Origin of the sequence: Planctobacterium marinum (assembly GCF_020687805.1) — a bacterium.
GTDB lineage: Bacteria > Pseudomonadota > Gammaproteobacteria > Enterobacterales > Alteromonadaceae > Planctobacterium > Planctobacterium marinum.
This window is the reverse complement of sequence record NZ_JAJEWQ010000001.1, coordinates 364,706-386,630: the sequence shown is the minus strand read 5'-3', so window position 1 is coordinate 386,630 and position 21,925 is coordinate 364,706. Positions and strand designations below refer to the sequence as shown.

Below are 21,925 nucleotides of genomic sequence, written 5' to 3'. Positions count from 1 at the left end.
GGTAAAAAATATAATCGTAACGTTTAAAGGGTTTAACTATGAAAAAGTCAAAATATTTATTACTATCAGCGCTTATAGCGTGTTTTTTTGCAGTTTTTGCAAGTGCGGAAGAAAAGGGAAGTGACCTTGTGACAACTAACACTTTTTGTATCTTCGGCATTTGCTTTGAAACAAGGGGAAGTGGTGGCGGCTGGAAACCACCAACTGATTGATGGATTTTTCTTTATTTTTTGCAATTGATGATGCGTTGGTATTTTTTTATACCTTCGCATTCTTCTACCTTATATCAACAGGTCCTTTTTCAAGTGACTCTCTGTCATTAACCGCTATTATCCCATTGGAATATTTCATGTCTTTTATCAGAGACCCATTAATCAGTTTTGTTATGATCCATAGCGAATTCGCGTCTTTGATATGGCACCCTTTTTGGTTACTGTGTCATCTTTTATACATAATGTTATTATCCATAATTCACCGAGATAGAGGTTATGAGATTTCGCGTTTATTTAGAATGATATCGGTCACTTATTTTGGCCTGATGATAATCCATACTTATGCTTTAATAGACTCCTATACGTTCAAGAGTCATATATTTACCTTTATTTACACTTATGCTATACCGTCAATGAACATTAGCATTTTCCTTTACTCGGTTTATTATGTTGTTAGATATAGAAGTTTTCGTGGCCCCGCTGATAATAATTAGCTGTTTAGGGCTTTTAACTTATTGCTATACCTTTTTGAAGGGATTCAAAAAGAATAAAACTGCCGATATAATCGAGTTGCAGTCTTATAAGGATATGAAACTGGGTAGGGAATTCAGAACATTAAAGGATATGAGTAATTTCCAAAGGATCCAGAAGTTGGATGAACTACTTAGACAGGTCGATTAATTTTTCCATTGAGTCTATTTCTGCTTCTATGTCATCGTTGTTCAACGTTTTGTAGAAATAATCACCTATCAAGTTTATGAGCTCTTCGTTGAATTTATCCCCCTTCTTCATGCACCTCGTACCAATTAACATCATCATTGCCTTATAGAAAGCTTTATCAACCTTTGATTTTTCAGCCATTGGTTCTGTACCAAAAACAATATAATCAATGGATACGTCGAAAAGAATCGCAATCTTTACGCAAACGTCCATTGGTATTTTTGTAACCTTGCCTTTCTCCGTCCACCGTGTTGATGCATTGGGAGCTTTCCCGGCTATTTTTGCAAGGCCAGAAGCGCTATTAGTTCCTGAAATTTTGCATAACCTTTCAAATATTCCGCTATAATCTAGATCCATAACAAAATGATATTAAAATATACACATTGTGATATTGACTGTCACAAATGTGATATTCACAATAACCCCATCTAAAAATTTACCATTCTGGTCGTAAGGCTATCACAAAAATGGAAAGTGCAGATCTATCAATTGACGAATTGCTTGCTTTGGGTGGTGACCCGATAGCAACGCCTGAGCGTTTTTCAGAGATGATGGGCAAGACTATTAAAGCTGTTTCCCATGATATGGATAGGGGCTTAATTCCATATATTCAATTGAAACAAGCGGGCAAGCGCTATGTGAATATGGTCAAGTTTCGTCAGCAACTATTGAGTATGCAAAGCTCGGGTGTTCTCAGATGATTACCATCTATTACGACAATGACGGAGCAGGTGTGAACGCCACATGTTCAGACTGGCCGTGTCGTAATGAATGGTTTAACTCTATGTCGGAATTGCGGGACTTCTTAACCAGCGAATACGGCACCCAATACCAGTTAACTGAAATCACCCCGAAGAATTACCCTGAACTGTGCAAGGCGGGGGTGTTCGATGAATAAAGAATGGAAACTTCACGACACCTTGTTTGTTGACCACCTGGCGTTTACTGTGCCGGTTGCCGACTTTCGCCACCTGAACCGGGCAGGTAAGGAAAGCACAAAACGCAACCAGTGGGTCAGACTCCCGCAACCGCTTTTCAGAAAAGCCAAAACTCAGGAGGCGAAAGAAGCCCTGATTCGGGACTATCAGGCCAAATTCAGGGAAGTCTGCTACCAGCGCTGCCACCAGTTCATTGAAAAAATTCTCAATCTCAAAGTCGGCCATCCGCGCAATAAAGGCCTGCACGGTTACAACGAGTCAAGACGTCTGTACGACCCAACCGGAAAAATTGAAGTCGGATTTCTGGCCTATGGTGGCAACAACGATACTGTATACATTCAGATATCCGGCACCGGTTGTCAGCACACCTTTGCCAAAATCCGCCCCTTTGTACTGCATTTCTGGCTCTCTAAAGTTTTAAGCATTATCAGGCTTTCCCGTATCGACATTGCCTATGATGATTTCACCGGTAATTTCGGCACTAAATACGCTGAAAGCGCCTACGCTGACAACGGCTTTAACAACCCCAAAGGCGGGAGAACCCCGCAACTGGATATCAGACGCCCCCGCACCAGCAAAGAACTGTTCGGTGATACCGTTTACGTGGGAAGCCGCAAAAGCCCTGTTTACTGGCGCATCTATGATAAATCGTTAGAGCAGGGCGTACCCGGCAAGACATGGTACAGAACCGAAGTTGAACTTAAAAAAGTCTCGGTCGCCGTACTGGAAGACCTTCCCGCAGCCTTCGCTGCCCTTTGTGCCTTTTCCGCTTCCTACAAAGAACAGATTTCAGCAGACAGATTGCAACGCGTCCGGTTAGCCCAGGTAAAAACCCGTCTGGAATTTGCCGGAAAAATCCGCTGGGCGCGCAGGCAAGTCGGCAAACTTCTTACAGACGTTGCCGAACACTTCAACGGGGATATTGAACGTGCATACACCATTATCGCCCGCGAAACCGGTGGGAAATTCAGCCTGCCGGATACCTATAAACACTTACTTAACTTTGATTTAAGACCACTTGAGGAAGTAAAACCATGCAATTATTCGTAACCGGATTTGAACATTCAAAAGGCACAGGCAAAAGTAACGGCAAACCCTACGAAATAGCCACGCTCTATTGCTGTACACCACTAAGACCATGGAAAACCGAGAACGGCGAGAAGCGCGTCGCTGGCTTTCATGCAGACGAAAAACAAAGCGGCTTTAAGGTCAAGGCTGACCCGAAACTGATTGAAGAGTTCCTTGGCAACGCACACCCCGCGCACATGGACGTTCAACTGGAGCCTGACCCGGAAAACCCCATGAAAAACATGGTTGTTGGTGCTGAGCCAGTCAGACAGCATCAGGCCCCTAAGAAGGACGCGTAACCATGGATAAGTACGACCCTTATTCCGCACAGTTCGACAAGCATCTTCAACTGATGATGAAAGATCAGATGGATGAACTCGAAGCACTCATATCTCCGCAAGAACTCATGGAAATAATAAAGGATGCTGCCTATACGCAAGGCAATATGGACCCGAAAGCGCCAGATTATTTACCCAAAACGGTCGAGGAAATGAATTCATTCGCACCGGACCACTGGGTAATCATTGCTGCGGTTAATGTTGGCCTTCACGTTTTAAATAAGGCGGTTTAACCATGGACAAGGCCATTTTTATTGAGGGTGGGGTAAATGTCTTTCAGGCACTTGATACTCGTTTCGTCTTTAATGCGTACGCTCCTGACGGTGATTTTACATTTATCACTAACGGTAAAAATGGCCTTGGTGTAGCGATTCCGTTTGAACAATTTGACCATGCCATGGTGCGCCTGTCGCAATCTGACCGGGTCACATTTGAGCATCAGGACGACGGTAGTTATGAACTGATTTACGGGGTGCACTGATGGCAGGTTGTTTCGCAGAAATCACAATGGCTGGCGATTGTTACCTGTTCAAGGCGGGTGACACGGTCATTGTGTTTGAGCGGATACAGCAGGCCGGACATTATACGAGCCTCCTGAACGGGGGCTTACACTTTCAGTTGTTAATCGAGTTCGAAACATTCAGGAATGCATTCAACAATCTGTGCGTGTCGCCGGTTGTTGAATTTGTTCGTGATGATGCTGGCAATGTCAGCTTTATTCTGGAGCCGGAACATGCCTAGTCACTGCGCTGAATATTATGTAACAGGCAGGCACTTCAAAGTCTCTGAGACACAAACGGTGGCAGACTGCACGACTTATTACGCAATTACATATTCAGAAATGCAGCCACTGGAACTGCATCTGACAATCCCGTCATACATCAGCTGTAATCAGATACATTCATCAGGCACGTTTTTTACCTTTGCCCGCATTGATTACAACAGCTTTTCAGAATGCACTGCGGCAAACGAATTCATCATTTTGCAGGTTGCTACCTATAACGACCTTTTGAACTATCAGGCTGAACAGCCACAGACAACTGAAACTGACACGCAAATTGCAGCCGCACTTTATGAGCTTGGTGTGGATTCTACAATCATGATGTGGACCATTGGCGCGGGTATCGGCCTGATAATCGGTGTAATCAAGCGACTGGAGCACAGACCATGAATTGTTACAGTTACGATAGTCACTCAGATACACCGTACACACTAACAGGTATACCAGCCGCTGAATGTGTAGATCCTTATTATGCCCTTTCTTTGGCTTCTGAATATAACGCGCTGGCTGAATTTGAAAATGACCAGGACACTGGCGGCTCATACACAACGGGCCAGTGCGGTGAAATGGATAACGGCACATTTACACCAATCCCTTTGTCACCTCTTGATTGTGCCGCATATGAATTAGATGTTTTGGACACCGGGACCAATTACTGGAACCTGCCAGGACACATTACCCAGCCAGATTCTGGCTATGAAATGAATTTCGATGTACAGGCTTACGACCTCGCTTTTGGCTCAATGCTGCATGTGTGGGTTGGCGGTCTGGGCATTGGATGGATTTTGGCGATGATTGCCAAAATAAGACGTACCTAAACTTAAATATTTGGAGAAATACCATGAAAAATTTGAAATCAAAAATCTTACTGGCTACTGCTGCAATCGGCTCAACGGTGATGTCTGGCGTATCTTACGCAATCGACACAACCGCAGTTCAGACCGCTATCACGGCCGCTGAAACTGATGCGCTCACTACCGGTGAGTATGTTATCGGAACGGTGGCCTCGTTAGTGGTTATCGGTCTGATTGTCACCATGGTTCGCAAAATCTAGGTGACCAAAATGGATATGGGAATGTTACTCGGGATTGCTGACGGTTTATCTTTCATTCTTGGAGTGGGGCTGGGCTTTTATGCGACTCGTTAACAGAACCATATCCATTACTTTTGTTGTTGCTGTTATATGGTTTGCGTTTGTGCTTCCGGCACATTCGCAAGTCATCGTAGACAGCGATTTCATGACAGATGAAAACAGCATTTACCACATCAGTAAGTCTAAGACTCAGAAACAAGAATCTCTTATGCTGGAGGTTGGCACAGGTGCCAACGCATTCGACAAGCTCACTCAGTATTGTTTAGGTAAAACAATAGACAACCGCTACCCGAAACGTATATGTGACGGGAGCTATACAGATGTGGAGTTTGTGCAGGGTTCTCTGGCTGCAAAATGCACATGTACATCACAGACGCAAGCCGGTGGTGAAGTTACCGGTATTAAGGTTGATACCTCCGTTTCTGCGTATGCAGAAACAAGTTATTCATGCCCACCAGATGAACACCCGTTTTATACGACAACAATCGGCTATTCAAACGGAACTAATGTCTGTTTCGACCCGCAACAGCTCGGCGATGAAGACACGTGCCCCGTATCGCCGCACGATGACGATTATCTGTTACCTGCTGGCAGTAATTTCGCCCCGAATGTCTGTGTACAGCGTGATGACGGCTCACGCTGTGGTTATACCAATTCCGGTCAGGGGTACTATCAGTTAGATAATGAATCCAATTGCTACGCTAAGCAGGGGGAGTCGTATGAACAATCTGAACTGGTTCCGGCGGGTGAAGAGGGCAACTGTGTCCCTGACTCCGGTTTCCTGGTATGCACAGAAACGCCACAAAATATGTGTACCGGTGACGTTTGTTACGAGGGTTGTGGCACTGTTACATCCAACGGCCAGACCCATTTTGTGTGTTACACCAATGACACTGACGGGGATACCATTCCCGACTATGCCGACCCGGACATTGACGGGGATGGTATTGCCAATAATGAGGATTTGGATTCTGACGGTGACGGTTTCGACGACCCGCAATATCCCGATAATGGCACACCTCAATCCGAAGAAATTACCGTCAACATTGACCTGTCCGGTGTTGAATCCCTGTTATCCAGTGCGAACTCTAAGCTCAATACAACCAATTCCACACTAAGCCAGATGGACGACACGCTGGGCGAAATTCGTAATGAGATTTCAACGATAGGCGAAGTGGAAGAAAACGAAAAAGGCGCAATCACATCTGAGGAAGACGCCAATCAGGAAATAGCAGACGTACAGGCCGAATATGAACAGCTTGTCGAAAGCATCCGAACGGAAATGAGCAGCTTATTAACTGTCGATGTGCCGGAGGCCGGCTTTTATGGTTGTGTCGATATTATCCAGTTTTTGGGCGCCACAAAGCAAACCTGCTTTACCAATTTTCACGATGAGCTGCAGATAGTATCTGTGGCATTTCTGTTTATTTTTGCTGTTATCAGCATTGCTATTTTATTGAGGTGATCTGATGGACTTCTTCCAGGCTATTTATGATTTCTTTACTGTCGATGTTTACAACATGGCAAACGATGCCATTCAGTATCTGGCGCTGAAACTGATTTGGGCCAGAATCAAATTTACCATCTGGCTGTATTCTACAGCGTGGGCCGTGGCCAGCGCATTCATAGCTGATTTGCAACTGGCTGCAAGGTTGGCGGCGGCAATCGGCTATATATCACCATCATTAAAATCATCATTGGAATTTTTTAATGTCTTTACTGGGCTGAGCTGGGTCTTTCAGTCACTGGTCGCAAAATTCGCATTAAGCTTTGTTAAAAAATGAGCATAAAAATTCACCATGGCCCTGACGGAACATTTAAAACATCAGGCGCTATCAAAGACGATATTCTGAAAATCATCAAAACAGGCCGCACACTGATTACCAATGTTCGCGGCTTTTCTCGAGAAAACACGGTCAGGGTATTGGGTGAAGATGCGGTTCATCCAGACTTTCAGGTCATCCATATTGATACTGATGTACAGGCGGGGCGGGATAAACTGGCGCGCTTTTTTCACTGGGCACCGAAAGGGGCCTTCTTTGTCATTGACGAAGTGCAGCGCATATTCCCGCCCAAATGGACAGAAAAAGACCTCAGACTATTGGACTATCCAGAAAATCAGGACCATTTACCCGAAACTGACCGCAGGCCGGAAACTATCCACGTTGCATGGGATATGCAGCGTCATTACAACTGGGATTTTGTATTTACAACAACCAACATTAAAAAGGTCCATGAAATGGCCCGTGTCATGGCTAAAGTGGCAGTTCGTCACGTCAATATGGGTTTGTGGCGCTTTTATAAAACGGTGGAGCATGACAGTGAATCAAACGGAAAAACAGCCGCATCAATTACAACCGTCCGTTTCTGGCAGTACGTCCCGAAAAAGATTTTCGAACTTTATGCGTCAACTATCACAGGGGACCATAACAATATCGAGCCAAGAACCCCGTTTTATAAGAATCCTAAAATACTGGGTATGCTGGTTTTTCTCGTTTGTCTGTGGGGTTATCTATTGTCTAAGCCTGCCCCTAAAGCTATGGGGGGTAGTAGCGGCCAGACTGAACAAAAACAGCCTGGTAGTAAAGGTGCTCAGGTATCTGGTAAAAGTGATCGCGCTTCGGTTGCTCGCACTGTATCTGACAATTCAGGTAATAAACCTACTGCTGAAACTGTTTTAATAACAAAGCTTCAGCAACAATACCTTCAACAATATGACGCCATTTATTTCAGTGGCTACACCAAAACCAGTAACTCAATAGATGGTGTTTTTACCGCCATTAAGAACGGCACTGAGCAGGCCTTTACTACTGATGATTTAAAGGCGCTAGGGATTAGCTTTTTATTGCGCTCTGAATGTCTTGTGCAACTTAATTATGGTGAGCATGTAGCTTTCTACACTTGCCCACCAAAAGAAATACAGGAGCCGCTGCAAGAAACTTCAATATAGTCAGTTTCCAATAGCTTTAATCGTCCCTTTGGTTTTGCTCCGACAAATGTCCGGATAATAGTCCCTATAATCACGGCAAAACTTAGCCATTCTGAAAAACTCGTCCCTGAATTCTTCCGGCACTCTCAGGGTTATTTTAACGATGCCTGAGCGCTTTAATTTCTCTGAATAGTTTGCGTCTTTATTGCTCATTTTGTGCCTCCTCGCTGGCGATTACTTTATTCGTCCAAATATCTGCTTCGTAAAAGCTATTGCACTTTTCGCAATACCAGTAATCAGGGTGCGTGCTTTTGTAATGCTCCCATACATTGTTATCGAGAGGATCGTGATGATACGGTGCATCTTCGTCGTCTCCGTTTTCGAACACCATTGGTTTTTTACATTCCGGACATTCCATAATCTAGCCACCATTTTTCGAAACAACATTAAAGTTAATTGAACTGGTTTAGGCCCAAAATCACGCTTAGCTCTCTTCTTTTTGACCGGACAGGCAAGGGGGAAACAGCCCGTGAAGTCTAAATCTAAAGTTAATGCCTGCATGGTATTGGCCCCTTTGTATCAGTTCGCGTAGCGGACGGGGAACCCGCCGCTTACCGAAGTGATAACGAAGATGTGTAAGCCAGAAAAATTAGTCAAAACGGACTAAATCGCCCGCAGGGTTGCGAAGCAAGGGGGTCCCCTCTGGGGTTCCGATTTAGGAAGTTGACGAATTTTGAGGCGTCACAGGGGCCTTGCTTTTAAGGGCTGCCTGTCACGGCCAGTGACGCCCCCGGCAGGGAAATAAACTCTTTTTAGAGCTGAACACAGCCGAGCACCTACGGGAGCGCAGGCAGTGTGAAGCTCAAAAAGAAAAACCCCCGTGGCTGTAATACGGGGGTTAACTATCCCAGTTATACTGGTCTTGCTTCGATAAAGGGTTATATTATTTGCCTTTTGCTCTTTAACTTAGTTATTCTTATTTCTACAGCTAACTAAAAAGGAACTTTATGGCAAAGTTTTTAAACACCAGCGCAACTAATTACTATCTTGAAGAGTTGATTAAAACTGCTTCTGAGAGGCTTATCTTAATTAGTCCATTTCTTAAGCTGAACGATCGCATTCGAGAGTTACTGGAAGACAAGAATAGATTGAAAATCGATATACGTATTGTTTATGGTAAAAGTGAGTTGCAGCCAGAGGAAATAGACTGGTTAAAACAATTGTCATTTGTTAGAACTAGTTTTTGCAAAAATCTTCATGCAAAGTGCTATATAAATGAAGAGACTTGTATTATTACCAGTCTGAATTTGTACGAATTTAGTCAGGTCAATAATAATGAAATGGGTGTATTGATAAATCGCCTTGATGACCCAGACTTATATAAAGAGTCTTTTGAAGAATCGCAACGTATAATTCGAATTAGTGACGAAGTCAGAATCTCTTTGGAGCGAGTCCATCCTTCCGAGCAGTCATCTGGGGGAGAATCGCAACCGTTATCCACATCTAAGCTTGCGAAGAATAACAAATTAAAGACAGGTGAACTAATTGAAAGGTTTGTAGATTTAGGCTATCTCTCTATTTCAGGCGATGGTCATATACTCACTGAACTTGGTAAAGAAGCAGGCGGAGAATTAAAGATTAGCAAAAGGTTTGGTGAGTATTTTGTTTGGCCATCAGATTTAAGGGTGGCAGACTAATTGTTACCTTCCGACTGGTAGTGAACATACACATAAATCTTCTTACATTCTTCTTACATGGATGGGTATAAAAGGGGTAGTTATGGGGTTGAAAACGTTCTTTAACCCCTTGTTTTATATGAAATATATCTAGTTTTCTGACCTCGGGAAAGGATTTAAAATCCCTCGATCGTAAGATCGTGCCGGTTCAAGTCCGGCCCCGGGCACCATTTAAAATCACATAAAAATCAAATGCTTACCGGAAAAACATTCTAAATGTATTTCATTTGGTCAATAGATGTTATCTCGCCAATGTCGACAAAATGCCTACAAAAATTACGAAACTAAACTTGCTTTAGCAGGTCATTTGAAACTACCGGATTTAATTCCGCCATTTTTTCCAGGTGACTCGCTCCACGTTCCAGATAAACCTTGGTGGTTTGAATACTGCTGTAATACGGGGGTTAACTTACTTAGTTGATGCGCTTTGAATGCAATATGTATAACATTTAGTATTGAATGTTTCTCATTGATAATAATTGCAGGGAATTATGGGGTCAAAGTCACATACACTTTTTCATTTTACAGATTCGATAAACACTCTAAATAGTATAATGACTAATGGTTTCTGGCCTCGCTACTGTCTGGAAGATTTTAGGTGGTATAACAAAGATATTCCTAACGTCTCATATCCAATGGTTAGTTTCTGTGATATTCCGTTAACGAGAATTAGAGAGCATACTGATTTTTATGGTTCATTTGGAATTGGTATGACTAGAGAGTGAGGGGTTAAGTGTGGGGTAAACCCCGTAGTATATCTAACCGAAAATAGCTCTTTTCATCACAGTATTCTTAACTTTGCCCGGATAACTGAATTTGTTAATGAAAGTGATAAACAAAATCACATAGATAGCTTGTTTAACTTATTGGCTTTGACAAAACCTATTATGGGAAAAATGCGAGATAAAAATGGAAATGAAATATCGAAGGATTTTTGTCTAGAAAGTGAATGGCGATATTTCCCTTCTGTGGAACGATCGAGAAAGTGTATTCCTGCAAATACTCATTTAACAGATAAGGTACAATTTGATAATTATACTTTTAACAATTGTAGACTCGGCTTCCTTTTCGAAGATATAGCATATTTGATTGTTAAGAATGATACCGACTCTCTAGTCTTGTTTGATATGATAGATAAGATGTATGGGGATTTCAGTGATGTTAAAGATTTAAACTTGCTAAAGGCAAAGGTTATATCGCTGGAAAGTGTATCTAGGGACTTTTAGAAGCAGACAAGCAAGTTCTGTTAAACAAAAGGATAGCTTATGTGTAAAGGCATCCAGAGGCTTGAAAATCTCCATGCCTCAATAGATGTTTATTTTGAAAACATTGCCTACATAATGCCTGCAAAGTGACAGTAAGAAAAGGCATAGGCAGGTAGAGCAACTTTAATAAAATCAATAGCATACTGATTTAAAAGAGATTTGGAAAGTATTTAAAATCCCTCGTTCGTAAGATCGTGCCGGTTCAAGTCCGGCCCCGGGCAACATTATATTCATCAATAAAATCAATAATTTAGAATCACCCCTAATATTTAACTCTCTAAACCATTTGTTATCTTCTTTCGCTTTGTAGACGCATCGTAGACAGTAATTACTTTATTGATTGCTTCAAGCTGAATCGCCACTAAAAACTCAGACACTTCTCAGCCGTTCTTTATAGTGGTTATCCCCATCGAGTAATGGGCATGTCATAGCCCCTTGCGATCTTCGATCAACATTTCGCTGTTGAATTTCGATCACTGTTTCGCCATTGAACAACGACTAAGGAGTGTCCTTGGATGCAACTCTCTTAATGTCCAAAATTGACAATATCAGACATATGGGTGTAAATTAGATTCTGGAGGTACTTACCATGAACGTTAACTTAAGCACCGTATTTGAAGATTACATTAAGCAGCAACTTGATACAGGCATGTACAATAATGCAAGTGAAGTTATTCGTGAAGCTCTTCGCCTAAAAATGCAACAGGATGAAGTTTATCAGGCAAAGCTGGAAGCCCTGCGAACAGCCATTGACGATGGTCTAAACAGCGGTGCGTCTATACCCTTGGATATGAGCAGCATTATTGTTGAGGCAAGAAAAAATGCCGGGGTCGATGCTTAAAATTGAAATTAAACCTCTAGCTCGGAATGACCTGCTTGGTATTTGGGATTATACATTTCAAGAATGGGGAGCAGCTCAAGCTGACGTTTATTTGCAAGATCTGGAAAACGCTTTTTCCAAACTGGCATCATCCCCTTTGTTGGGCAGGTCAGTTGATGAAATTAGACCGAGTTTAAGACTTCACCCATACAATCATCATATTATTATTTACCAAGTCAATGATGCTTCCATAGTAATTGTTCGTGTTCTCCATAAACGTATGGACATAACTCGGCATAGGGTTCAATAAAACCTATGCCAGATCAAATGTCTCAAATAAGTAAGACGCTTTCAGGAGTATCATAAAAAATCATCGAGCTAAGATTTTCTACCAACCGTGGGCTATTTGCCTGGCAGACGTCTATCTAACACTGCGGAAATTCATTGGGAAACGTTACTTTTCCTGGGTGTTGTTGTGGGTTTGATTACCCAGGTTGTATTACCTGAATTGGGCTTTGGCGTATTTGAAGAAAGTTCACACTAGTGCCTTTCTGCCATTTTGTTTTTTGCAGTCGCATTCGTGTCACCTAAATTTGAAAAGTGGCGGTTTAAATCGGCATGACGGCTAAGAACCTAATAAATTTAACCACCAGGTTCGATGGGCTTTGTACAAGCAGGGCAGGTAATTGCGCAACAAAAGGCTTGTTTGCAGGGTATTTGGGGCATATCCTTGCCTCGGCATATGCTCAAACAGAGGTATAGAGTAAATTGATGAGCAAGGTCTTAGTGGTAATTATTGCGCTTCTGGCAGGTATTCTGTCAGGAGCCTTGGGTTGGAGAATTCAGCTATCAATTTTGTTTTTTGGGTTCTTGTTTTCATCATATTACTTATTGAAAACAAATCACTCATTAAAAAAACGATTGTGGTGGATTTCGTTACTGCTTCTCCCCTGGCTTGTCACTTTCGGTAGCGTTGTAATATTTGATCGCCTGTTTCATGTCCTTGTCATTTTAGTTGCCCCCATCGTTGCAACGTTAGTGTCGCTGCTTCTTCATCTAATTTCTAACAAGAGGTATTTCATTCAATCAGCGATCTCTTTGTCGCTACTGGTATTTTTTGGTTTGCATGTCTTAAATATTTTTCAAATTGAATCGACGCTTATCAATATTAAACGTGATTTTAATGGGGAAGTTATTGAGAGCTTTGCATATCAAAATCTTTTATCCTCAGAAAATAAAGTAACCCTGACTCATTTTTGGTCGGTAGATTGTTCAGCTTGTTTTAAAGACTTTTCCGTCTGGGAAGATGTCGAGTTCTGTGCCGCAAATAGCAATGCACTTGAAGTCAGACATGTTCATCTTGCAGGTTCTGAATATGAAAAAAGTTCAGTTCAGGCCGCTCTCGCTGCGATTGGCGTTGAATCTTACATTATTCCTGACTCAACCTACTTCAATCCAATAGAAACAGAGTCTGTGTATAAAACAATCGATGTTGTTGGCGTTCCTGCATTTTCATTCGCCAACGATAAAAAAATTGTGGTTGCCGGAAACGCTTCATTTTCCGCTTTTTCGAATTATAGTGTTGTCGTTAGCATATCCGCGCATCTCAAAAGTGTTGACGAAGACGCCCTGAGCTGTCTTGATGACGTTATAAAATTTTGAGCAGTGGCACGTTTATAATAGTGCGCGATAAATAAAATGAATTCTTTGCGATCGGAAAATTGCGCAGCACCAGAAATTGCCATAATTGACCTGAAAGCGTAAGTTGAGAAGCCACTGGTTGACAGTGTCTTAATTTTGTCCCTGCAAGTCCATCCGCGGCACAATGTAAAATATGTTGAAAACAATAGATTAGCGTTATTTCATTTGTTTAATGTTGTGCAGTTTTTCCATATTCGCTTCGAAATCGGCTTCTGCCTTTTGCATGCAGGACGGGCAAATACCATGGCTCAGAGACGCACCGGCATTTTTGCTGTGTAAATATTCTTCGATGGATAACCAGCCTTGTTGCTCATCTTTTATGGCCTGACACCAGGCACAAATGGGGATAAAGTCATTGATCACATGAGTCAGTGACGCTTCCAACTTGTTTTGTAGCGTCACCTGTTCGGTAATATCCTGGATGGCCCCAAAAAATCGCACTGGCTTGCCATCGTGATCCTGTTCTACTTTACCATACACTTTCAGGTACTTTATTCGTTCATCAATTCGCAGTCGATATTCATAAGGTGCTCCCCCGGCATTTTTGAGCCATTCCTGGGTGCGTTGGTTGTGCTTTTCTCTGTCGTCGGGGTGGATTCTTTCCAACACTTTTTGGTAGGTAACAGGAGAACCCGGTTCAACCTCAAATATTTTGTAGGCATTTTCCGACCACACCACAATATCCTCAGCAATGTGCCACTGCCAAAGGCCCAGATTTGCCAGCGATTCAGCTTCTTTTAATTGCCGTTGCAGATCTGATACCTGCTGCTTAACCCGCGCAAGTTCAGCTGCAACCTTTAGTTCCATCTTGCCATCGATATCTGAATGCTGTCGTCCGTTGTTCATGGTAGCTGTTTAGATGAGTTTGAAATTGTGCTGTAACAAGGTAAAACATCGGCTTCTTGTGTCAGCACTTGTGTTGTGCATGCCTATTTTTAGCAGAAGCAATGACAATGAGCAATTTTTAATCTAAGACTAATTGCCTATGTGTAGCAAAGCCAGATGTTGTAGTAGTATGTCAGTTAAGAATATACAGGTTAGCTTGTTTGGGGCATAAACACCTGTTTGTATTAATATTTGAACCTCTCAAAACTTGAGAATAACCCATGAATGAATCTGCTAATCAACAATTAGAACAAGTACAACAGATCTACAGCCTTATTGTTAACTTTCTTGTGGAGTATAGCTTCCAGCTACTGGGAGCGCTCTTTGTCTTTATCCTGGGGTTAATTATAGCCCGACGTATTTCGTCTGCCGTGGTGGGGCTATGCAAACGTAAAAACCTGGATATTACCTTGTCTCAGTTTATCGGGAATGTGGTTAAGATCACTATTCTGGTAATGATAGCCATCATCTGTTTAAACATGATTGGCATCAGTATAACGCCTTTCGTGGCCGCAATTGGTGCATTGGGTTTAGGTGCTGGACTGGCGGTACAAGGTTTGCTGTCTAATTATGGGGCAGGGTTTAACATTATTCTTGCCCGGCCTTTTGTGGTGGGAGATACCATCCGGGTTGAAGGTGCTGCGGGGGTTGTCAGAGAAATTACCCTGGCCTTTACCAAACTGGAAGATGAAGATGGGGTCGAAATCCTGATCCCAAACCGGCATATTGTGGGTGAAATACTGCACAACTCTCGCAAGTATACATTAACGGAAATGCAGGTAGGTGTGGCCTATAACAGTGATTTGGATCAGGTTATTGCGCTTCTACGCGATGCCTTACAGGGTATGGATGTTGTCGCACAGGAGCCGCCGCCGCTCATCGGGATTGCAGAGTTTGCCGATAGCTCGGTAAACATTGAATTGCGTTATTGGGTGGAAACTGACAAATTGTTTGCCTGTCGATATCAGGTCAATAAAATGATTTGGGATACCTTGAAAACCCATAATATTGCCATTCCATTTCCGCAACGGGAAGTTACGCTGTTATCGGCTGAGGGGAACAATGCTTAATTACCGGGCTAGTCGCTGCCTTGCAATCCTGTTGTCAGGTTGTTTATCCTGGCAATTGTTAGCCCAGGGTACCCCGCGCCATGGCGATGTCAGGAGGTTTAATGACAACCATCTGGCCTGGCACAACCAACAGCAACAGTGGATGCCACTTGAGTCGTTTTGGTTGCAGTATGCACAACACAACGGTGGTCATTTCTGGGGAGCAAAGGAAGTTTATCCAGAATACGACAAGGTACAGGAAAATGATACACTGCTTATCCAGACGGAAAGCGGTCCCTGTTTAATGGAGTTTTTTCATCAGAGGTGGCGCAGAGCTAACGACGTTCGTCGTTGGGATAAAGCATTTAATGAGTACGGTGGTTGTAGCACTGTATTTGACGACTAACCCATTGTTTAGGAAGTTGTTTTGTACAAAATAGAAGTTGAAGAATTGTTAGATATGCCAATTGATGCGGCATTTAAGATGTTAACTGATCACAGTAATTATAATCTTTATCCGGGCATCAAAGCTGCACAGCTATTAAAGTCAGGTAAGGATGATCCCAATGGCGTTGGTGCTGTCAGAGAAGTGAAATTAAGTGGCGCAACACTGCAGGAAGAAATCATCCGCTTTGAGCCAAATAAAGTCATAGAATATCGCATCACGCACGCAAAGCCGTTGCGCATTCATCATCCGGGTGGGCGCATGGAGTTTACCGAAGAGGGCGATAAAACCCGGGTCAACTGGACGTCAGAGTTCGGGATGCAGTTCCCGTTATTGGGTTCGATGCTGGACAATTATTTTGGTCCCAGGATGGCTAAATCCTTTTCAAACCTGTTGCAAGGCGTAGCCAGCCGCTATCGCTTTTTTAATCGTTAGGCAAACCCGTGTGCCAGTTGCCAATGATAGAGTTACAGTAATGATGCAAATGGCGCGTTATATCGTCACCGCAATGACCGGCGTTTTGTTCGCGAGCCAGGCGGCTAATGCCCATAATACGCCGTTACAACTGTTTACTGAGTCATTCCCTCCGTATAACTTTTTGCAAGAAGAACAACTAACGGGAATCAACTATGAAATTGTGGCTACCGCCTGTGAGTTAGCAGAGATTGAATGTGATTTTAATCTGGTACACTGGAACCGGGCTTATACCGCGGCATTGTCGCAGGAAAACACCGGAGTTTTTACCACTGCGCGTTACCCAAAACGGGAAGCGCTGTTTCGCTGGGCAGGCCCATTGGTATTTAGCAATGCGTGTTTTTACCGATTAAAGTCACGTACTGATATTATCGTTAATGGCGAACAAGACTTACTGAATTACACTGTGGGTATTGCTCGAGGAGATATTTACCAGGATGTTCTCAATGATTTGGGCATGACAGAAGGCGAGGAATACCTGACCTTTTCCAACAAGCATGAAGACAGCGAGATGTTTGCCCACAACAAACTCGACCTTATGATAGGTTCTTCGCTAACATTGGCATATCAACTTAAACGGGTTGGCTTAACGCCGGCTGATGTTGTGCCGGTATTGGAACTCAATGATGATGCGCTGGGCGGCAATCACCTGGCACTGCATAAAAGCACCGATTTAACTATTGTAAATGCCTTGCAAAGCGCAATGGACAGGATGTTGCAAGACAACACCTACGCCGAAATCGTCGCCCGCTACGTGACTCCACCTGATGCGTCTGTTTGGGCGGACAGTCCGCTGAAGCGTTGCCTGAATGGCTCCACCAACATTACACCAGGTACGAACTAACCGGAAAGCATTGCGCTCTCCGGTTTTTTAATTCGTATCAGATACTGATACTGTTCGGAATTTTAGACGGAACCTGGAAAGGATATTCCATTGGCCGGGTCTTATTACGCTCTGTGATGGTAGTTTCAATCTCTTGTAACGCCTGCTGAAACTTCGTCAGCGGTGCTAATACCCGGGTATCGTCAAAGTAGGGGCCCTGGTCTTTCTCATCCCCCTCATCATAATAACCAAAGGTATCGTACTGCAGGCTGGATAACAGGTATTCGAACAGGTAGGTATACGAGGATACATCCAATGGAGGATAGTACTTACAACAATCTTCTTCGTTGTTAATTACGGTATCTTTTCCCGGAGCCGGTTCATAGATAGTGCCTGCCACACTGGGCATAAAAGACATGAGTGGATATTGCGCAAAGTTAACAGACGCATGCAGAGGCCCCGCAATGTAAATGATCTGAGCAATAATGCGTTTTAAATAATCTACCGAACCTAATACCCAGGGGTGTCCACTGGATTCCGGGTTTTGTTCCAGGTGTTCAAAGCCTTTAAATCCGGCATAGTCTCCGGAAACCATCTCATTGATCCAGTTTTGCAATTCAAAGTCCTGGCGCACGTCGTCATCTTCGCGATAGTAAATATCAATGTAATCAGATACCCAGTTAAAGGTTGCCTGCCACAACAGCATGGTATCATCGCGAAACGGGAAGCTGGGCAGGGTATCGACACCACGTCGTGCAAACAGCACCTCAGGATTATTATCATCAAACTTCCAGTTTTTGTGGGCCTCAGCCACCATATCCCAGGTATCCTGAATTCTTGGGCCAACATTCGTCGCCACCACACCACCGGGAATAATCAAACTGTGCAGCGCACTCTGGTTAATATTAATGGTGAACCGAAAATGCGGTTTTAACAACACCATTAACGGATGCACCTTCGCGAAGTTGCGGTTTGCCGCCACCACCATGGGGTCAATTTCCAGGTGACAATCGCCAAGGTGCGCCACCGATTCATGCTGAATGGCATTACTGACATTGACAAAATATTTGGCAATCATCCATTTATAACCATTTTCATCATTAGCATTGCCGGCATCTTTGGGTGTAAACAGCGGGGCTTTTACCGGATCAGGGCTTTGGAGCAACTGAATCGCAATGGGCTGTAAAGCTCCGCCTTCTGATTGTGGATATCCGGCGGGCGGATTCGGGTTCAGATAAAACAGGCACATAGGTGCCCCTAAAAAGCGCTCTTCGCCGTGCACCGGTACACAGCTGGCGCCTTCAAGACAGGCGTAATCCACTACGTAGAGACGATTTTGTTCTGCAGCGGCTTTTAAGCTAACGGTGTCGTCACCAACTTCTGTTTTTAATATGCTGTCTGTTACCGGAAACTTCGTCAGTAACTTGTCCAGATCAACAATGTCGGTATTTTCTGGTGCGTTTAAGCGCACACCTCGCAGCATTGTCGTATTAAAGCCCCCGACCTGGAGATAACCCAAAAACCAGTCTTCCATACACTGGAACTGCGCGTCAGCCATCCAGGGCTTTCTATCATCATCAATCTGCAGCATTAACGGGGTGGGGATCTTTTGAAACAATTGCTTATATCGCTGCCAGGTTTCCGCTTCCAGGATTTCACGCCGATCGGTGGCTGACAGTAAATCCCACATCGAGCTTTTTAAAATTGCAGTGGGTCCGTTTTTTTCCACTTCTTTTGCCAATTTTTTGATGGCTTTTAAGCTACTTTGCAATTTGGAAGGCAAACTGCGCAGCTCTACGCCCAGCGCTTCCGGAATATCGTCAAGGGCATCAAATATGTCACCGATTGCGTCCACTTTATCGCTGATGCTGGTGTCCTGAAAATCGATCAATTCTTTTGCTGCATCCCGGATGCGATCCAAAATTGAGTGTTTTTTGGTGAGCGCTTTCTCTTCTTCCAGCATATCCTCAAGATTGGCGATGAGGTTGGCCATCATCGTCGCAACAATTGGGATCAATTTTAGTTTGTAAGGAGTATTAAATTCTTCACCTTCTGGCAGGTCAGCAGATAATGCTACACCTAACATATACGTATTCATGTAATTAAACGATGTGCCTGCTACCGAGAGCTGAAAAGCTCTTGCCGCTTGCTGGGTCGCCGAATCTTTTTGCGGAAGTGAGGGAATAACTAAACTCATAATAACCTTTATCCTTAATAATCAGGTTGGAATGCAGACATCAACACGCAGGCATGTGATGTTAACTCCTGAAAATGTAGCAAAAGGAAAGGAATTTACCAGTAAACAGCGCCACACTTTTTATCAAAAGTGATAGCTAATTTCTGCCCCATAACGCCGTGCTTCACCTTTGAGATCCTGTAACAAACCGAATGTCGGGCCCATATCAAAGTGGATCTGACTGTATTCTTCATCTGTTAGGTTTTTAACCCACAGCATCACCTGCCAGTTATCTCGTTGCCAGCTCGCACTGCCATTCCACAGTGTATAAGCGCCCTGGCGGGCAAGTGGGTTTTGATTCTGGTCAAAATAGAAGGCAGATTGATAGTCAAATTCCAACTGAAAGCTCAAAGTGCCAATTTCGGTATCAGTAATGTAATTTACCAATCCGTTGGCGTTCCATTCTGAGCTGAAAGGCAGGCGGTTATCCCTGATGGTTTGTCCCTGAATGTTGATAAACTCTTTCAGGTTTGCTTCCGGTAAGTAGCCGATACCAGCCTGTAACAGCCAGTTACTTCCGGGTAAATAGGTAACATCTGCCTCAGCACCGTAAATCACCGATTCACCCACATTGTCTAAAACCTGAGCGGGGGCTGATAATTGTTCGGCAGATTGTTGGTTCATAAAAACCTGCTGATCCTGGTAATCATAATAAAACGCAGCCAGATTCAGACTGAAGTCCTTGCCACCGGATTTAACGCCCACTTCCCAGGCGGTTAGCGTCTCCGGACCATATTCCGCCAGGCGAGCCTCATCGACAGAAAAGGCCAGACTGCCGTTGTAGCCCCCACTTTTAAAGCCACGATTAACGCTGTAGTACAGGCTGGTTTGCGCTGTCAATGTTTGCACTAACGCGATTTTTCCGGAAAGATTATTATCTTTTATTTCCCCGGGTATTTGCCAACCCGGTACATTGATACCGGTAAAATCCCCGGCCATCAGAGGCACATTGAGCTGAGATGTCGCAAAGTAGTCAATATCTTCACGGGTATAACGCAAACCAGTTGTTAATGTCAGGCTGTCATTGAGTTGATAATCCAACTGGCCATAAATCCCCAGTGAATTTGTAAAAACCTGATTATCATAGAAAAAGTGAACAGGCCCGGTATTTAATATCGCTCTGAAATCGCGGAACAAATCAATCTGGTTTTTCTGTTTAATATCTTCATCCAGATAAAACAATCCGGCGATTAAATAATGCTGCCCTAACTGTTGATTCAGTCGGAATTCCTGCGTGAATACCTGATTTTCAACGCCAAGATCGCCGTCGCACAGGCGGGCAGGGCTGGCGTCGCAATTGAAGGTATGCAATCTGTCTAACTGATTAATGCTGGAAATCGCCGTAAAGCTCCGTTGTGCAGAAAGCTGGTAGTTAAGTTCAACACTGGCCCCCAAACGCTCTGTAGTATGAGGGCTATTGTCATCAAGTCGCACAGCATGAAAATCGTTACTGCCTACGTTAAAGCCAAAATTGTCGGTGCAGGCGGTGGTGCCGGCCAATTCCGGTGAGCAAATTTCACCTGTCGCTGAGATATAGCCTTTGCTCCTGACCGGTTTTACATTGCCGTCCCAATCAGCGCTATGCAGCTTCACCAGTACCGACAGATCTTCCGTTTGGTGTTGTAATTGCAGTCTGAAATTGTCCTGACGCATTCCGGCCTGGGGATAACCGGGCTCCAGATTATGTGAAGAATACTCATAGTCCTGCTGACTAAAACCAGCTCTGATTGCGGTGTGCTCTGACAGCGCCGTGTTGTAAACCCCTTCAATTTTGTGGTGCGCCTGGTTTGCCAGCCCGGCAGTCAGATAGCCTTCGGTGTCAAAGGTGGGCTTTTTACTGGTCAGTAGCACAGCGCCACCTGTTGTGTTTCTGCCAAACAGCGTTCCTTGCGGGCCCTTTAATACTTCAATTCGTTCCATATCAAACAAATAAAGCAGTGAATTGCTCAACGAGCCACCAACAATGTTGTCCACATAAAAGGCAACGGGGGCGGTGGTGGTATTGTTGTAGTCCAGGCTGCCGACCCCGCGGATATTAACCACCGGGGGAGCACCTTCTCCGGTGTTGGCAGTGATTTTTACATTGGGAATTTGCGCCGACAACTGAGTGGTGTCTTTCAGGTTTAACTTTTCAATGAGCTCTGCCTGTAGCACTGATATTGCAACGCTGACATCCTGTGTTTTTTGCGCGCGTTTTTGCGCATACACAGTAATGTTTTCGATATCATATTGTTCAGGTGATGTATTCAGATTGTCATCGGCGGCAATCGCACCGGCATTAAAAAAAGCGATGAATATTGCGCAAGAGAGTGCAGTTTTTTTCATTAAAATCATAGTGTTCTGTCAAGCTACTGTAAATGTAATCCCTGACAAAGGATTTAGCACAGAAAAATCCTAACTTTTTTTGCACTC

28 protein-coding genes and 1 pseudogene are annotated in these 21,925 nt (G+C 43.7%); 23 read left to right on the top strand and 6 right to left on the bottom strand.

All coding sequences use genetic code 11. The features are described 5' to 3' along the window. The first annotated feature begins 38 nt into the window (after positions 1–38). Positions 39–212 (top strand): hypothetical protein, encoded by a 174-nt coding sequence (locus LJ740_RS01830; RefSeq protein ID WP_229527343.1) that lies wholly within the window; start codon positions 39–41, stop codon positions 210–212. 660 nt (positions 213–872) lie between these two features. On the opposite strand, the gene LJ740_RS01825 is transcribed toward LJ740_RS01830, so the two are convergent. Next, a complete protein-coding gene (locus LJ740_RS01825) occupies positions 873–1,289 on the bottom strand; it encodes a helix-turn-helix domain-containing protein (protein ID WP_229527342.1) in 417 nt (138 codons plus the stop codon). 110 nt (positions 1,290–1,399) lie between these two features. Here LJ740_RS01825 and LJ740_RS01820 point away from each other — a divergent pair, with 110 nt between their 5' ends. The 13 genes from LJ740_RS01820 to LJ740_RS01760 all read left to right on the top strand — a co-directional run bounded on the left by LJ740_RS01820 (position 1,400) and on the right by LJ740_RS01760 (position 8,100). After that, on the top strand, positions 1,400–1,633 hold the full coding sequence (locus LJ740_RS01820; RefSeq protein WP_229527341.1) for a regulatory phage cox family protein: 234 nt from the start codon (positions 1,400–1,402) through the stop codon (positions 1,631–1,633). Then, the gene (locus tag LJ740_RS01815; RefSeq protein WP_229527340.1) at positions 1,630–1,830 is read left to right on the top strand and encodes a hypothetical protein; all 201 of its coding nucleotides are present in this window, start codon (positions 1,630–1,632) and stop codon (positions 1,828–1,830) included. The genes LJ740_RS01820 and LJ740_RS01815 overlap by 4 nt, the downstream gene beginning before the upstream one ends. Beyond that, positions 1,823–2,920 (top strand): replication initiation factor domain-containing protein, encoded by a 1,098-nt coding sequence (locus LJ740_RS01810; RefSeq protein WP_229527339.1) that lies wholly within the window; start codon positions 1,823–1,825, stop codon positions 2,918–2,920. The genes LJ740_RS01815 and LJ740_RS01810 overlap by 8 nt, the downstream gene beginning before the upstream one ends. Next, positions 2,905–3,237, top strand: a complete 333-nt coding sequence (locus tag LJ740_RS01805; protein WP_229527338.1) for a hypothetical protein — start codon at positions 2,905–2,907, stop codon at positions 3,235–3,237. Before LJ740_RS01810 ends, LJ740_RS01805 begins: the two co-directional genes overlap by 16 nt. A gap of 2 nt (positions 3,238–3,239) precedes the next feature. Continuing rightward, the gene (locus LJ740_RS01800; protein WP_229527337.1) at positions 3,240–3,509 is read left to right on the top strand and encodes a hypothetical protein; all 270 of its coding nucleotides are present in this window, start codon (positions 3,240–3,242) and stop codon (positions 3,507–3,509) included. Between the two features lie 2 nt (positions 3,510–3,511). Then, positions 3,512–3,757 carry a hypothetical protein gene (locus LJ740_RS01795; RefSeq protein WP_229527336.1) on the top strand — a complete coding sequence of 82 codons (246 nt, stop codon included), beginning with the start codon at positions 3,512–3,514 and terminating at the stop codon, positions 3,755–3,757. Continuing rightward, complete coding sequence (locus tag LJ740_RS01790) at positions 3,757–4,017, top strand: hypothetical protein (RefSeq protein ID WP_229527335.1); 261 nt, start codon at positions 3,757–3,759, stop codon at positions 4,015–4,017. Before LJ740_RS01795 ends, LJ740_RS01790 begins: the two co-directional genes overlap by 1 nt. Continuing rightward, positions 4,010–4,447: a hypothetical protein gene (locus LJ740_RS01785; protein WP_229527334.1), complete on the top strand. Its 438-nt coding sequence runs from the start codon at positions 4,010–4,012 to the stop codon at positions 4,445–4,447. Before LJ740_RS01790 ends, LJ740_RS01785 begins: the two co-directional genes overlap by 8 nt. Then, positions 4,444–4,875 (top strand): hypothetical protein, encoded by a 432-nt coding sequence (locus tag LJ740_RS01780; RefSeq protein ID WP_229527333.1) that lies wholly within the window; start codon positions 4,444–4,446, stop codon positions 4,873–4,875. The genes LJ740_RS01785 and LJ740_RS01780 overlap by 4 nt, the downstream gene beginning before the upstream one ends. Positions 4,876–4,898: 23 nt before the next feature. Beyond that, positions 4,899–5,111: a major capsid protein gene (locus LJ740_RS01775; RefSeq protein WP_229527332.1), complete on the top strand. Its 213-nt coding sequence runs from the start codon at positions 4,899–4,901 to the stop codon at positions 5,109–5,111. 79 nt (positions 5,112–5,190) lie between these two features. Further along, entirely contained in the window at positions 5,191–6,615 is a 1,425-nt protein-coding gene (locus LJ740_RS01770; RefSeq protein WP_229527331.1) for a hypothetical protein, read from the top strand. A 4-nt stretch (positions 6,616–6,619) separates the two neighbouring features. Further along, positions 6,620–6,934, top strand: coding sequence for a hypothetical protein (locus LJ740_RS01765; RefSeq protein WP_229527330.1), 315 nt, complete (start codon positions 6,620–6,622; stop codon positions 6,932–6,934). Then, the gene (locus tag LJ740_RS01760) at positions 6,931–8,100 is read left to right on the top strand and encodes a zonular occludens toxin domain-containing protein (RefSeq protein ID WP_229527329.1); all 1,170 of its coding nucleotides are present in this window, start codon (positions 6,931–6,933) and stop codon (positions 8,098–8,100) included. Before LJ740_RS01765 ends, LJ740_RS01760 begins: the two co-directional genes overlap by 4 nt. Here the strand turns inward: LJ740_RS01760 and LJ740_RS01755 are convergent, their stop codons facing one another. Together LJ740_RS01755 and LJ740_RS01750 are read right to left on the bottom strand one after the other, a co-directional pair. Continuing rightward, on the bottom strand, positions 8,101–8,292 hold the full coding sequence (locus LJ740_RS01755; RefSeq protein WP_229527328.1) for a hypothetical protein: 192 nt from the start codon (positions 8,290–8,292) through the stop codon (positions 8,101–8,103). Then, positions 8,282–8,470, bottom strand: coding sequence for a hypothetical protein (locus tag LJ740_RS01750; protein ID WP_229527327.1), 189 nt, complete (start codon positions 8,468–8,470; stop codon positions 8,282–8,284). The genes LJ740_RS01755 and LJ740_RS01750 overlap by 11 nt, the downstream gene beginning before the upstream one ends. Positions 8,471–9,086: 616 nt before the next feature. Here LJ740_RS01750 and LJ740_RS01745 point away from each other — a divergent pair. The 5 genes and pseudogenes from LJ740_RS01745 (at position 9,087) to LJ740_RS01730 (ending at position 13,562) form a co-directional block, all read left to right on the top strand. Next, positions 9,087–9,776, top strand: a complete 690-nt coding sequence (locus tag LJ740_RS01745; RefSeq protein WP_229527326.1) for a phospholipase D family protein — start codon at positions 9,087–9,089, stop codon at positions 9,774–9,776. A gap of 530 nt (positions 9,777–10,306) precedes the next feature. Further along, positions 10,307–11,041, top strand: a pseudogene (locus LJ740_RS23410) (abortive infection system antitoxin AbiGi family protein). A 628-nt stretch (positions 11,042–11,669) separates the two neighbouring features. Then, entirely contained in the window at positions 11,670–11,921 is a 252-nt protein-coding gene (locus tag LJ740_RS01740) for a type II toxin-antitoxin system ParD family antitoxin (RefSeq protein ID WP_229527325.1), read from the top strand. Then, positions 11,914–12,210, top strand: coding sequence for a type II toxin-antitoxin system RelE/ParE family toxin (locus tag LJ740_RS01735; protein WP_229527324.1), 297 nt, complete (start codon positions 11,914–11,916; stop codon positions 12,208–12,210). Before LJ740_RS01740 ends, LJ740_RS01735 begins: the two co-directional genes overlap by 8 nt. 461 nt (positions 12,211–12,671) lie before the next feature. After that, a complete protein-coding gene (locus LJ740_RS01730) occupies positions 12,672–13,562 on the top strand; it encodes a hypothetical protein (protein WP_229527323.1) in 891 nt (296 codons plus the stop codon). 195 nt (positions 13,563–13,757) lie between these two features. Here the strand turns inward: LJ740_RS01730 and LJ740_RS01725 are convergent, their stop codons facing one another. After that, positions 13,758–14,447: a PAS domain-containing protein gene (locus tag LJ740_RS01725; RefSeq protein WP_229527322.1), complete on the bottom strand. Its 690-nt coding sequence runs from the start codon at positions 14,445–14,447 to the stop codon at positions 13,758–13,760. A gap of 260 nt (positions 14,448–14,707) precedes the next feature. Between LJ740_RS01725 and LJ740_RS01720 the strand changes: the two genes are divergently transcribed. The 4 genes from LJ740_RS01720 to LJ740_RS01705 are packed head-to-tail and all read left to right on the top strand — an operon-like array spanning position 14,708 to position 17,298. Continuing rightward, complete coding sequence (locus LJ740_RS01720) at positions 14,708–15,556, top strand: mechanosensitive ion channel family protein (RefSeq protein WP_229527321.1); 849 nt, start codon at positions 14,708–14,710, stop codon at positions 15,554–15,556. Continuing rightward, complete coding sequence (locus LJ740_RS01715; protein WP_229527320.1) at positions 15,549–15,941, top strand: hypothetical protein; 393 nt, start codon at positions 15,549–15,551, stop codon at positions 15,939–15,941. Before LJ740_RS01720 ends, LJ740_RS01715 begins: the two co-directional genes overlap by 8 nt. 21 nt (positions 15,942–15,962) lie before the next feature. Beyond that, positions 15,963–16,415, top strand: a complete 453-nt coding sequence (locus tag LJ740_RS01710) for an SRPBCC family protein (RefSeq protein ID WP_229527319.1) — start codon at positions 15,963–15,965, stop codon at positions 16,413–16,415. Positions 16,416–16,425: 10 nt separating this feature from the next. Next, positions 16,426–17,298, top strand: a complete 873-nt coding sequence (locus tag LJ740_RS01705; protein WP_229527318.1) for a substrate-binding periplasmic protein — start codon at positions 16,426–16,428, stop codon at positions 17,296–17,298. Positions 17,299–17,335: 37 nt separating this feature from the next. Here the strand turns inward: LJ740_RS01705 and LJ740_RS01700 are convergent, their stop codons facing one another. Further along, the gene (locus LJ740_RS01700) at positions 17,336–19,474 is read right to left on the bottom strand and encodes a lipoxygenase family protein (RefSeq protein ID WP_229527317.1); all 2,139 of its coding nucleotides are present in this window, start codon (positions 19,472–19,474) and stop codon (positions 17,336–17,338) included. A gap of 123 nt (positions 19,475–19,597) precedes the next feature. Continuing rightward, on the bottom strand, positions 19,598–21,838 hold the full coding sequence (locus LJ740_RS01695) for a TonB-dependent receptor (protein ID WP_229527316.1): 2,241 nt from the start codon (positions 21,836–21,838) through the stop codon (positions 19,598–19,600). Positions 21,839–21,925 lie beyond the last annotated feature (87 nt).

Coding starts and splice junctions, on each gene's coding strand:
- LJ740_RS01750 (WP_229527327.1), bottom strand. CDS start 8,470: ATGGTGTTCGAAAACGGAGACGACGAAGATGCACCGTATCATCACGAT.
- LJ740_RS01785 (WP_229527334.1), top strand. CDS start 4,010: ATGCCTAGTCACTGCGCTGAATATTATGTAACAGGCAGGCACTTCAAA.
- LJ740_RS01780 (WP_229527333.1), top strand. CDS start 4,444: ATGAATTGTTACAGTTACGATAGTCACTCAGATACACCGTACACACTA.
- LJ740_RS01760 (WP_229527329.1), top strand. CDS start 6,931: ATGAGCATAAAAATTCACCATGGCCCTGACGGAACATTTAAAACATCA.
- LJ740_RS01740 (WP_229527325.1), top strand. CDS start 11,670: ATGAACGTTAACTTAAGCACCGTATTTGAAGATTACATTAAGCAGCAA.
- LJ740_RS01735 (WP_229527324.1), top strand. CDS start 11,914: ATGCTTAAAATTGAAATTAAACCTCTAGCTCGGAATGACCTGCTTGGT.
- LJ740_RS01820 (WP_229527341.1), top strand. CDS start 1,400: ATGGAAAGTGCAGATCTATCAATTGACGAATTGCTTGCTTTGGGTGGT.
- LJ740_RS01720 (WP_229527321.1), top strand. CDS start 14,708: ATGAATGAATCTGCTAATCAACAATTAGAACAAGTACAACAGATCTAC.
- LJ740_RS01775 (WP_229527332.1), top strand. CDS start 4,899: ATGAAAAATTTGAAATCAAAAATCTTACTGGCTACTGCTGCAATCGGC.
- LJ740_RS01755 (WP_229527328.1), bottom strand. CDS start 8,292: ATGAGCAATAAAGACGCAAACTATTCAGAGAAATTAAAGCGCTCAGGC.
- LJ740_RS01715 (WP_229527320.1), top strand. CDS start 15,549: ATGCTTAATTACCGGGCTAGTCGCTGCCTTGCAATCCTGTTGTCAGGT.
- LJ740_RS01765 (WP_229527330.1), top strand. CDS start 6,620: ATGGACTTCTTCCAGGCTATTTATGATTTCTTTACTGTCGATGTTTAC.
- LJ740_RS01815 (WP_229527340.1), top strand. CDS start 1,630: ATGATTACCATCTATTACGACAATGACGGAGCAGGTGTGAACGCCACA.
- LJ740_RS01800 (WP_229527337.1), top strand. CDS start 3,240: ATGGATAAGTACGACCCTTATTCCGCACAGTTCGACAAGCATCTTCAA.
- LJ740_RS01700 (WP_229527317.1), bottom strand. CDS start 19,474: ATGAGTTTAGTTATTCCCTCACTTCCGCAAAAAGATTCGGCGACCCAG.
- LJ740_RS01825 (WP_229527342.1), bottom strand. CDS start 1,289: ATGGATCTAGATTATAGCGGAATATTTGAAAGGTTATGCAAAATTTCA.
- LJ740_RS01805 (WP_229527338.1), top strand. CDS start 2,905: ATGCAATTATTCGTAACCGGATTTGAACATTCAAAAGGCACAGGCAAA.
- LJ740_RS01790 (WP_229527335.1), top strand. CDS start 3,757: ATGGCAGGTTGTTTCGCAGAAATCACAATGGCTGGCGATTGTTACCTG.
- LJ740_RS01745 (WP_229527326.1), top strand. CDS start 9,087: ATGGCAAAGTTTTTAAACACCAGCGCAACTAATTACTATCTTGAAGAG.
- LJ740_RS01795 (WP_229527336.1), top strand. CDS start 3,512: ATGGACAAGGCCATTTTTATTGAGGGTGGGGTAAATGTCTTTCAGGCA.
- LJ740_RS01810 (WP_229527339.1), top strand. CDS start 1,823: ATGAATAAAGAATGGAAACTTCACGACACCTTGTTTGTTGACCACCTG.
- LJ740_RS01725 (WP_229527322.1), bottom strand. CDS start 14,447: ATGAACAACGGACGACAGCATTCAGATATCGATGGCAAGATGGAACTA.
- LJ740_RS01730 (WP_229527323.1), top strand. CDS start 12,672: ATGAGCAAGGTCTTAGTGGTAATTATTGCGCTTCTGGCAGGTATTCTG.
- LJ740_RS01830 (WP_229527343.1), top strand. CDS start 39: ATGAAAAAGTCAAAATATTTATTACTATCAGCGCTTATAGCGTGTTTT.
- LJ740_RS01770 (WP_229527331.1), top strand. CDS start 5,191: ATGCGACTCGTTAACAGAACCATATCCATTACTTTTGTTGTTGCTGTT.
- LJ740_RS01695 (WP_229527316.1), bottom strand. CDS start 21,838: ATGAAAAAAACTGCACTCTCTTGCGCAATATTCATCGCTTTTTTTAAT.